Source organism: Mycobacterium sp. IDUB_5, assembly GCF_055419565.1.
Genome location: NZ_JBVAXX010000003.1, coordinates 326,878 through 336,645 on the forward strand (window position 1 = coordinate 326,878; position 9,768 = coordinate 336,645).

The 9,768-nt window shown below is 68.8% G+C and carries 10 protein-coding genes; 7 read left to right on the forward strand and 3 right to left on the reverse strand.

Annotation, left to right across the window (positions count from 1 at the left end):
• Positions 1-29 precede the first annotated feature (29 nt).
• The gene (locus tag ACZY1G_RS10920; protein ID WP_463822366.1) at positions 30-3,323 is read left to right on the forward strand and encodes an error-prone DNA polymerase; all 3,294 of its coding nucleotides are present in this window, start codon (positions 30-32) and stop codon (positions 3,321-3,323) included.
• Between the two features lie 16 nt (positions 3,324-3,339).
• A complete protein-coding gene (locus ACZY1G_RS10925) occupies positions 3,340-3,981 on the forward strand; it encodes a nitroreductase family protein (RefSeq protein ID WP_463822367.1) in 642 nt (213 codons plus the stop codon).
• A 15-nt stretch (positions 3,982-3,996) separates the two neighbouring features.
• Here ACZY1G_RS10925 and ACZY1G_RS10930 read toward each other — a convergent pair whose 3' ends face one another.
• Entirely contained in the window at positions 3,997-4,461 is a 465-nt protein-coding gene (locus ACZY1G_RS10930; RefSeq protein WP_463814281.1) for a tRNA (cytidine(34)-2'-O)-methyltransferase, read from the reverse strand.
• 21 nt (positions 4,462-4,482) lie between these two features.
• Positions 4,483-4,635: a hypothetical protein gene (locus tag ACZY1G_RS10935; protein WP_185976216.1), complete on the reverse strand. Its 153-nt coding sequence runs from the start codon at positions 4,633-4,635 to the stop codon at positions 4,483-4,485.
• Between the two features lie 239 nt (positions 4,636-4,874).
• Between ACZY1G_RS10935 and ACZY1G_RS10940 the strand changes: the two genes are divergently transcribed.
• From ACZY1G_RS10940 to ACZY1G_RS10960, 5 genes are read left to right on the forward strand one after another with little or no spacing between them, the layout of a single operon-like run.
• Positions 4,875-7,238 carry a HAMP domain-containing sensor histidine kinase gene (locus ACZY1G_RS10940; RefSeq protein ID WP_463822368.1) on the forward strand — a complete coding sequence of 788 codons (2,364 nt, stop codon included), beginning with the start codon at positions 4,875-4,877 and terminating at the stop codon, positions 7,236-7,238.
• Positions 7,204-7,623 carry a roadblock/LC7 domain-containing protein gene (locus tag ACZY1G_RS10945; RefSeq protein WP_463822369.1) on the forward strand — a complete coding sequence of 140 codons (420 nt, stop codon included), beginning with the start codon at positions 7,204-7,206 and terminating at the stop codon, positions 7,621-7,623. The genes ACZY1G_RS10940 and ACZY1G_RS10945 overlap by 35 nt, the downstream gene beginning before the upstream one ends.
• Before the next feature lie 7 nt (positions 7,624-7,630).
• Positions 7,631-7,987 (forward strand): DUF742 domain-containing protein, encoded by a 357-nt coding sequence (locus ACZY1G_RS10950; RefSeq protein ID WP_463822370.1) that lies wholly within the window; start codon positions 7,631-7,633, stop codon positions 7,985-7,987.
• On the forward strand, positions 7,968-8,552 hold the full coding sequence (locus ACZY1G_RS10955; RefSeq protein ID WP_463822371.1) for a GTP-binding protein: 585 nt from the start codon (positions 7,968-7,970) through the stop codon (positions 8,550-8,552). Before ACZY1G_RS10950 ends, ACZY1G_RS10955 begins: the two co-directional genes overlap by 20 nt.
• A gap of 5 nt (positions 8,553-8,557) precedes the next feature.
• Positions 8,558-9,109, forward strand: coding sequence for a pentapeptide repeat-containing protein (locus ACZY1G_RS10960; RefSeq protein ID WP_463822372.1), 552 nt, complete (start codon positions 8,558-8,560; stop codon positions 9,107-9,109).
• On the opposite strand, the gene ACZY1G_RS10965 is transcribed toward ACZY1G_RS10960, so the two are convergent.
• On the reverse strand, positions 9,110-9,676 hold the full coding sequence (locus ACZY1G_RS10965) for a TetR-like C-terminal domain-containing protein (protein ID WP_463814287.1): 567 nt from the start codon (positions 9,674-9,676) through the stop codon (positions 9,110-9,112). It abuts the gene before it with no gap.
• Between the last annotated feature and the right edge of the window lie 92 nt (positions 9,677-9,768).

The window sequence follows — 9,768 nt, forward strand, 5'->3', positions numbered from 1 at the left end:
ATCGAACGGATGTTCGATAGACTGCCCGGGTGGGATGGCACAACGGTCCGCCGGGTTGGGGCGAGATGGAGCGCGTCCTCAACAGCAAGCCGCGCCGTGCCGGCTGGCCCATCGACGCGCAGGTCGGAGACGGGGGCGACAGCCCGGCCTGGTCGCGTAAACGGGGGGAGTACCAGCCGCCGGAAGCGCATGCCGGTGCGCGTTCGTCCATGCCGTACGCCGAACTGCACACGCATTCCGCCTACAGCTTCCTCGACGGTGCGAGCACGCCCGAGGAACTCGTCGAGGAGGCGGCTCGGCTGGGTCTGCGGGCCATCGCGCTGACCGACCACGACGGCCTGTACGGGGTGGTCCGGTTCGCTGAGGCGGCCAGGGAGCTCGACATGGCAACCGTGTTCGGTGCCGAACTGTCCCTCGGAGGGGGCAGTCGCACCGACGATCCCGACCCGCCGGGGCCGCACCTGCTGGTGCTGGCACGAGGGCCGGAGGGGTACCGACGGCTGTCCCGTCAGCTGGCCGCGGCCCACCTGGCCGGCGGGGAGAAGGGCGTGCTGCGCTATGACTACGACGCGCTGACCGAGGCCGCAGGTGGGCACTGGCAGATCCTCACCGGATGCCGAAAAGGTCATGTGCGCCAAGCGCTGTCCTCCGGCGGTCCGGAGGCCGCGGCGGCCGCGCTCGCCGATCTGGTCGACCGGTTCGGCCGCGACCGGGTCACCGTCGAGCTCACCCACCACGGACATCCCCACGACGACGAACGCAACGCCGCGTTGGCGGCGCTGGCGCCGCGGTTCGGGGTGGGTGTCGTGGCCACCACCGGCGCACATTTCGCCGAGCCGGGCCGGGGCAGGCTCGCCATGGCGATGGGGGCGATCCGGGCCAGGCACTCGATGGACGAGGCCGCGGGATACCTTGCCCCGCTCGGAGGCGCCCATCTGCGCTCGGGGGAGGAGATGGCCCGGGTGTTCGCCCACTGCCCCGAGGTTGTCAGTGCCGCAGCCGAACTCGGTGAGCAGTGCGCGTTCGGCCTGGCGCTCATCGCGCCGCAGCTGCCGCCCTTCGACGTGCCTGCCGGCCACACCGAGAACAGCTGGCTGCGGCACCTGGTGATGCAGGGGGCGCGCGAGCGTTACGGCCCACCCGATCGGTCACCGCGTGCCTATGCCCAGATCGAGCACGAACTGCGGATCATCGAACAGTTGAATTTTCCAGGGTATTTCCTTGTGGTACATGACATCACGCGGTTCTGCCGGGACAACGACATCCTGTCCCAGGGCCGGGGGTCAGCGGCCAACTCGGCGGTCTGCTACGCGTTGAAGGTCACCAACGTCGATCCGGTGGCCAATGACCTTCTGTTCGAACGGTTCCTCTCGCCTGCCCGCGACGGTCCACCGGACATCGACATCGACATCGAATCCGATCTGCGCGAAGAGGCCATCCAGTACGTCTACCAGCGCTACGGCCGGGAGTACGCCGCACAGGTCGCCAACGTGATCACCTACCGCGGGCGCAGTGCCGTCCGCGACATGGCGCGCGCGCTCGGTTTCTCGCAAGGTCAGCAGGATGCGTGGAGCAAGCAGCTCAGTCAGTGGGGCAACCTGGCAGACGTCACCCACGTGGAGGGCATCCCCGAGCAGGTCATCGATCTGGCGCAGCAGATCTCGAATCTACCGCGGCACATGGGAATTCACTCCGGGGGCATGGTGATTTGCGACCGTCCCATCGCCGACGTGTGTCCGGTGGAGTGGGCCCGCATGGAGAACCGCAGCGTCCTGCAGTGGGACAAGGACGACTGTGCGGCCATCGGTCTGGTGAAGTTCGACATGCTGGGGTTGGGCATGCTCTCGGCACTGCACTACTGCATCGACCTGGTCGCCGAGCACAAAGGCATCGTCGTGGATCTGGCCGCGCTGGATCTGTCCGAGGCCGCGGTGTACGAGATGCTGCAGCGCGCCGACTCGGTCGGGGTGTTCCAGGTGGAATCGCGCGCGCAGATGGCCACGCTGCCCCGGCTGAAGCCGCGGATGTTCTACGACCTGGTGGTCGAGGTCGCGTTGATCCGGCCCGGCCCGATCCAGGGCGGCTCGGTGCACCCCTACATCAAGCGGCGCAACGGTGAGGAAGAGGTCACCTACGACCATCCGTCGATGGAGTCGGCGCTGCGAAAGACGTTGGGGGTGCCCCTGTTCCAGGAGCAACTCATGCAGCTGGCCGTGGACTGTGCGGGCTTCTCGGCTGCCGAGGCTGATCAGTTGCGTCGCGCCATGGGCTCTAAACGTTCGACCGAGAAGATGCGGCGGCTGCGGGGCCGGTTCTTCGACGGGATGGCCGAGGTGCACGGCATCACCGGGGACGTGGCGCAGCGGATCTACGAGAAACTTGAGGCGTTCGCGAATTTCGGTTTCCCCGAGAGCCATTCGTTGAGTTTTGCCTCGCTGGTGTTCTACTCGTCGTGGTTCAAGCTGCATCACCCGGCGGCGTTCTGCGCCGCGCTGCTGCGTGCGCAGCCGATGGGTTTCTACTCGCCGCAGTCACTGGTGGCCGACGCCCGTCGTCATGGCGTGGTGGTGCACGGCCCGGATGTCAACGCCAGTCTCGCCCACGCCACGCTGGAGAACGCGGGGACCGAGGTGCGGCTCGGGCTCGGCAGTGTCCGGCACATCGGTGACGACCTCGCGCAGCGGCTGGTCGACGAGCGGGACAGCGGCCCGTTCGCCTCGCTGCTCGACCTGACGGGGCGGGTGCAGCTGAGCGTGCCGCAGACCGAGGCGCTGGCCACCGCCGGTGCCCTGGGCTGCTTCGGCATCACCCGGCGGGAGGGGTTGTGGGCGGCCGGGGCGGCCGCCGCTGAGCGTCCCGACCGGTTGCCCGGGGTGGGATCGTCGTCCCACGTCCCGTCGCTGCCGGGGATGACGGAGCTGGAGCTGACCGCCGCCGACGTCTGGGCGACGGGGGTGTCGCCCGACCGGTATCCGACCGAGTTCCTGCGGGAGGACCTCGAGGCGATGGGAGTCGTGCCGGCCGATCAGCTGCTGTCGGTGCCCGACGGCACCCGCGTCCTGGTCGCCGGTGCGGTGACTCACCGGCAGCGGCCCGCGACGGCGCAGGGGGTGACGTTCGTCAACCTCGAGGACGAGACCGGCATGGTCAACGTGCTGTGCATGCCCGCGGTATGGGCTAGGCACCGCAGGGTGGCGCAGACCGCAGCGGCGCTGGTGGTGCGTGGCATCGTGCAGAACGCCACCGGGGCGGTGACCGTGGTGGCCGACCGGATCGGTCCGCTGAGTCTGCGGGTGCGGTCGACGTCCCGCGATTTCCGCTGAATGTACCCTCGGCACAATGACACTCAACCTTTCGGCCGACGACGTTCTGACCACGACCCGCTCGGTGCGCAAGCGCCTCGATTTCGACAAGCCCGTGCCCCGCGACGTGCTGATGGAATGCCTCGACATCGCGCTGCAGGCGCCGACCGGCAGCAACAGCCAGGGCTGGCAGTGGGTCTTCGTCACCGATCCCGACAAGAAGCTCGCGCTGGCCGAGATCTACCGCACCAACGCCACGCCGTACCTGAACGCCGAGAAGCCCACCTACGGCGACGAGCGTGACGAGCGGGCGCCGAAGGTGATGGACTCCGCGAGCTACCTCAACGAGAACCTCGAGAAGGCCCCGGTCATGTTGATCCCGTGCCTGGAAGGCAAGCCCAAAGACACCGTGTCGGGCGCCAGTGCGGGCTATTGGGGATCGCTGCTGCCTGCGGTGTGGAGCTTCATGCTGGCGCTGCGCTCGCGGGGGCTCGGCTCGGCCTGGACCACGCTGCATCTGCTCGGTGACGGCGAGCGTCAGGCCGCCGAACTGCTGGGCATCCCGTTCGACTCCTACAGCCAGGCCGGGCTCTTCCCGATTGCCTACACGAAGGGCACCGACTTCAAGAAGGCCAAGCGGCTGCCCGCCGAGCGGCTCACCCACTGGGATACGTGGTGACTCAGGCCCGATGAGTCAGATGCTGCCTGCGAAGTCGTGCTGACGCCACGCTTCGTACACGGCGACGGCGGCGGCGTTCGACAGGTTCAGTGACCGCCGTCCGTCCAGCATCGGGATGCGCACCCGGGCGGTGACGTGCGGGTCGGCCAGGGTCTCGGCATCCAGACCCGTCGGCTCCGGCCCGAACAGCAGTACGTCACCGGGTTGGTAGGCGATGTCGGCGAATGGCACGTTGGCATGTGCGGTGAACGCGAACACCCTTGCCGGCATCACCGCCGACCACGCCGATTCCAGATCGGCGTGCACCGTCACCGACGCCAGGTCGTGATAATCGAGCCCGGCGCGACGCAGCTTGGGCTCGGACAGATCGAAGCCCAGCGGCTCGACCAGGTGCAGTTCACACCCGGTGCCGGCCACCATGCGAATCGCGTTGCCCGTGTTGGGCGCGATACGCGGCGAATAGAACATCACCCGGAACACCCTTGGCAGGGTAAACGGGTGTCAGTCCAGGCAGGTCTCGTAGCTCGCGATCGAGATCAGGCCTTCGAGAGTGTCGATGTCGACCATCTCGCTGCTCATCGCTCGCATCAGGGGTGAGTCGCCGATTTCGGACGCATCGGCGAGCAGTGCCATCTCCACGCCATTGTGGGTCATTGCTACTCCTCCAGTAGGTCACCTTCGATTGTGCCCGCAGATCGGCGCTGCTTCACCCTCTGACACGCAACGGGTCAGAAACGAAATCGCAACGCCCACAACGCACTCGGCGCCGTCTCCTTTGCTGTTTCTGCACCCGTGCGTCTAACTCTGGCGACCCGATGACCGGGCTGGCATACTCAGCGCATTCGCCAGGCGCTTCACGCCCCCCGACGAGGGCGCCATCAGCAGGAAGCCTCATGACCCACGCTCGATCCCCGATCAAGCGGCCGCCTCGGTGGGCGCTGTCCAACTGGCCTGTCCGCGTCAAGGTCCTGGCCATCGTGGTCGTGCCGCTGCTGTTGGCCGGCATATTCGGTGGATTGCGCATTCACGCCGCAAACTCGGCCGCACAGAATCTGCGGGTCGCGGCCGCTCGCGCGGACATGGTGCCCGCGGTGGGGCGGTACCTGGCTTCCGTGGAAGCGGTGCTGGTGAGCGCCACGGACGGCGGCGACGTGCCCGCCACCGTCACCGCGTTCGAGTCGCAAGCCGCTGATCTGCAGCGCGAGCTGGCCGGAACCGACGTCGACGACGCAGTCCGCCTGGCTACCAACACCTTGCTCGACTTCGGGCGGGATCTCGTCGCGAAGTCCACCTCGGGGGGCAACGATCTGCGTTCCCGGGTGATGACGTACGCGCCGCTGTTGATCACCGCCGAGACCGCGATCACCGGTCTGGTGGCCGGAGACGACGAGTCGGTACGACAAGCGGGCGAGGCGCTCGCCCGCGCGATCGGTGCACGCGGCCAGATGACGATGCAGCAGATGCTCGTCGACCGCGGCGCAGATTTGCCTGAGCCCGAATTGCGCTCGTCGATGATCACGCTGGCCGGAACCGAACCTTCGACGGTGGCCGCGATGGGCGCCTACCTCGGCGGCTCCACCGACGCGGCGGCGTCGCTGCGATCGGAAATGGTCAAGCGGATGTCGCTGCTGTCGGACCCCGGCGTGGCCCTTGCGGGCAACCCCGATCTGCTGGCGTCGCAGCGCATCACCCGCGGCATCGCCGACGGCATCATCACCGACACGTCCCGCACCATCCCCGCGACAGTCACGGATCAGGCCGCCGCCGCCCGTACCGCTGGCCTGCGCGATGCCGCGATCGTCGGCGCGGCGATCCTGATTGCGCTGCTGCTGGTCACCCTGGTGGCGCGCAGCCTGGTGCGGCCGCTGCGAACTCTGCGCGACAGCGCGTTGCGGGTGGCGCACGAGGATCTGGCACGAGAGGTCGAGCAGGCGCGCACCGACGGGAAGACGCCGACCATCGCGCCGCTCGCGGCGCCGACGTCAGAAGAGATCGGCCAGGTCTCGCACGCCGTCGACGAACTGCACGAGCAGGCGGTTCTCCTCGCGGCCGAGCAGGCGCGGCTGCAGATGCAGGTGACCGACATGTTCGAGACGTTGTCCCGTCGCAACCGGACGCTGGTGGATCAGCAACTCGCCGTCATCGATGAGTTGGAGAACGACGAAGAGGACGCCGACCGGCTGCAGAGCCTGTTCCGCCTCGATCACCTCGCGGCTCGGATGCGCCGCAACGGGGCCAATCTGATGGTGCTGGCCGGTGCCCGCATCCCGCGCGAGAACGCCGAGCCCGTCCCCGTCGTCGCCGTGGTGCACGCCGCAGCGTCCGAGGTCGAGGATTATCAGCGGGTCGACGCCGACGGGCTGCCCGACAGCGCGGTGGCCGGCGCGATGGCCGGTGACCTCGTGCATCTACTGGCCGAACTCCTCGACAACGCGCTGCGGTATTCGCCGCCGAGCGCTCCCGTGCGTGTCTCTGCGGTACACACCGGAAACGGTGGCCTCGTGCTCGAGGTCGCCGACGCGGGCCTGGGCATGAGTGAATCCGATCTGCGGGTTGCCAACACCCGATTGCAGTCGGGTGGCGAGGTGAACCCCTACACCGCCCGCCACATGGGGTTGTTCGTGGCGGGCCGCCTCGCCCGCCAGCACGGCCTGGTGGTGCGGTTGCGCAGCACCGTCGCCGGACGCCCGTCGTCGGGGACCACCGCCGGGGTGTACGTACCGGCCGAACTGCTGGCAGCACCCCCGCCCGCGCCGGCACCCCCGCCGGCACCCGCTCCGATGCCGGCACCCCCGCCAGCGCCGGCACCCGCTCCGATGCCTGCACCCGCACCGACACCGGCGCCCGCCCCCGTCGCTGTGGCTCCACCCCAGAACGGCCACACCCGCGCGCGGCACGCCAGGGACGACTCCGACGACGACGCGATCTATCAGACGATGCTCTCCGAATGGCTCGTCGACCCGCACGAGCTGTCCCACAGCACCGACCTGAACTGGCAGACCGTCTGGGACCACGGCTGGTCCGCCGCGGCCGCTGCCCAGGCCGCCCCGGTGCAGGAGCGCACCGCCGAGGGGCTGCCCATCCGACGTCCCGGCGCCCGGCTGGTTCCCGGCGCGGCCCCGCAGACCGACGCCGGGGACGGCGGCCGCGCGGTCCGCGATCCCGACGCGGTCCGCGCCGGCATCGCCAACCATTTCGGCGGGGTCGCCGCCGGGCGTCGGCATGCCCGCGACGAACGAGAGGACACAGGTGACTGAGACGCTCGACCGGCTGGTGGCACGGTTCGCCCGGGAGACGCCGGGGGTGTCGCACGCGATCCTCGTCTCGGCCGACGGCCTGCTGACCGCGGCCAGCGAGCACATGCCGACCGAGCGGGCCGACCAGATGGCTGCCGTCGCCTCGGGGCTGGCCAGCCTGTCGGCCGGCGCCGCACAGCTGTTCGACGGTGGATACGTGCTGCAGTCGGTCGTCGAGATGGAGAACGGCTATCTGCTTCTGATGCGGGTGGGTGACGGCTCCAACCTCGCCGCGCTGGCCGCGCGAGGCGCCGACATCGGCCAGATCGGCTACGAGATGGCGATCCTCGTCGAGCGCGTGGGCGCCGCGGTCGCCTCGCCGCGCCGGGACCCGTTGCGCTCGTGACCGGCCGATGACAGAGGACCCGGGGCCCCGCCTCGTGCGCCCGTACACGCTGACCGCGGGCCGCACCGACGCGCGGGTCGATCTGCCGTGGGAAGCCCCGGTGGGGCCTGCGACGCCGCCGCCCCCGTGGGACTGGCCGAGCGCCGACGTGCGGGCACAGATCATGTCGGTGTGCGCCGGTCGGCCGTCGGTCGCCGAGATCGCCGCGCATCTGCGTCTCCCTCTCGGCGTGGCGCGGGTCGTCGTGGGTGATCTGGTGGTGCAGGGTTATGTCACCGTGCACGACACCCTGTCGACGACGGCGACGGTCGACGAGCGACGGGATCTGATCGGAAGGACGCTGCGTGGGCTCCGAGCACTCTAGGTCTGCGCACTCCAGGGCCGCCTCGACGAAGATCGTCGTGTCCGGCGGGTTCGGTGCTGGCAAGACCACCTTCGTCGGCGCGGTGTCGGAGATCGTGCCGTTGCGCACCGAGGCGCTGCTGACCGACGCCTCACTGGGGGTCGACGAACTCGCCGGACTACCCGACAAGACCACGACGACGGTTGCGATGGATTTCGGTCGCATCAGCCTCAGCGAGGACCTGGTGCTCTATCTGTTCGGCACCCCCGGACAGCGCCGGTTCTGGTTCATGTGGGACGACCTGATCCGCGGTGCGATCGGGGCGATCATCCTGGTCGACGTCCGCAGGCTGGACGACAGTTTCGCCGCGGTCGACTTCTTCGAAGCCCGCGACCTGCCGTTCCTGGTGGCGGTCAACGAATTCGACGGGGCGCCGCGCCATCCGTTGTCCGCGGTGCGGACCGCGCTGGCGCTGCCCGATCACGTGCCGCTGATCACCGTGGACGCCCGCAGTCGGGAATCGACGAAGGCGGCGCTGATCGCGGTGACCGAGTACGCGCTGAGCCGGTTGGCGCCTGCCGGCTGACCGCGATGGACGACACGACCGACCACGAATTCGCCGACGAGGACTTCCGCGACGACGATCTCAGCCGGTGGCGCACCGAGCGGGTCGTCTTCGACGGCTGCGACTTCTCCGGAGTCGACCTGTCGGAGTCCGAGCACGTCGGCTCCGCGTTCCGGAACTGCACCTTTCGGCGTACCTCACTGTGGCACAGCACTTTTCGGCATTGCAGCTTTCTCGGATCCACATTCGTCGAATGCCGGATCCGGCCCGTGACGCTGGTCGAATGCGACTTCACACTCGCGGTGCTCGGCGGAGCCGACCTCCGCACGGTCGATTTGTCGGACTGCCGCCTCCGTGAGGCGAGTCTCGTCGGAGCCGATCTCCGCAAGGCAGTGCTGGCCCGCACCGACCTGACGGGGGCGAGGGTGCAGGGCACGCGCCTGGACGACGCAGACCTGCGAGGAGCGCGCGCCGATCCGACATTCTGGACGACGGCCACGCTACGCGGCGCCAAGATCGACATCGAACAGGCACTCGCCTTCGCTGCCGCCCACGGTCTGGACATCCACGGCGGCTGATCAGCTCTCGGTACTGACCGCGCGCGTGACCAGATCGGCGATCGTGCGGCAATAGTCGGGGTCTACTGACGCGCTGGTGTACAGCGCACAGGTCTGCAACGGTGAGACGAGCAACTGCAGCACGGTGATGGGTCGGACCTCGGTGCGGAACTCGCCGCGGACGGTCGCGCGCTCGACGATGGTTTCCATCATCGCGAGGTGCCGGCTCCAGAGCAGCCGCCGGGTCTCGTCGTCGACAGTGTGCGACTTGCTGTCGATGACGAGCATCCGGACGATGCGGCGGCCGACGGAATCGTTGAGATAGACACCCACCGATTCCGCGAGCTCACACAGGTCTCCCGCGAGGCTGCCGGTGTCCGGCGTGCCGATCCGAAGGGAGGTGGAGCTCAACAGCGCGTCGACCATCAGATCCTGGGAGCTCTGCCACGACTGGCGGATCAGGTCGGGATCGAGGTCGCATCGGTGCGCGACACCTTCGATGCTGAACCGGTCCACGCCCCACTGCTGCAGCTCCATCAACGCCGCATCCAGTGCCACGGCGCGGTTCTCCGCATCGCTGTCACCCACGTGTACGTCCCCCCTGTCGACCCCGCCCCACTCTATTGCGTTCGCAAGGGCCCTCCGCGCAGAGGTTTTGTCGTCACGCGGTGTCTGATTGA

What these genes read in the sequence shown, in the direction of transcription:
- ACZY1G_RS10935 (WP_185976216.1), bottom strand. Translation starts at nt 4,635, where the DNA reads ATGACCCACAATGGCGTGGAGATGGCACTGCTCGCCGATGCGTCCGAA.
- ACZY1G_RS10945 (WP_463822369.1), top strand. Translation starts at nt 7,204, where the DNA reads ATGCCCGCGACGAACGAGAGGACACAGGTGACTGAGACGCTCGACCGG.
- ACZY1G_RS10925 (WP_463822367.1), top strand. Translation starts at nt 3,340, where the DNA reads ATGACACTCAACCTTTCGGCCGACGACGTTCTGACCACGACCCGCTCG.
- ACZY1G_RS10960 (WP_463822372.1), top strand. Translation starts at nt 8,558, where the DNA reads ATGGACGACACGACCGACCACGAATTCGCCGACGAGGACTTCCGCGAC.
- ACZY1G_RS10950 (WP_463822370.1), top strand. Translation starts at nt 7,631, where the DNA reads ATGACAGAGGACCCGGGGCCCCGCCTCGTGCGCCCGTACACGCTGACC.
- ACZY1G_RS10940 (WP_463822368.1), top strand. Translation starts at nt 4,875, where the DNA reads ATGACCCACGCTCGATCCCCGATCAAGCGGCCGCCTCGGTGGGCGCTG.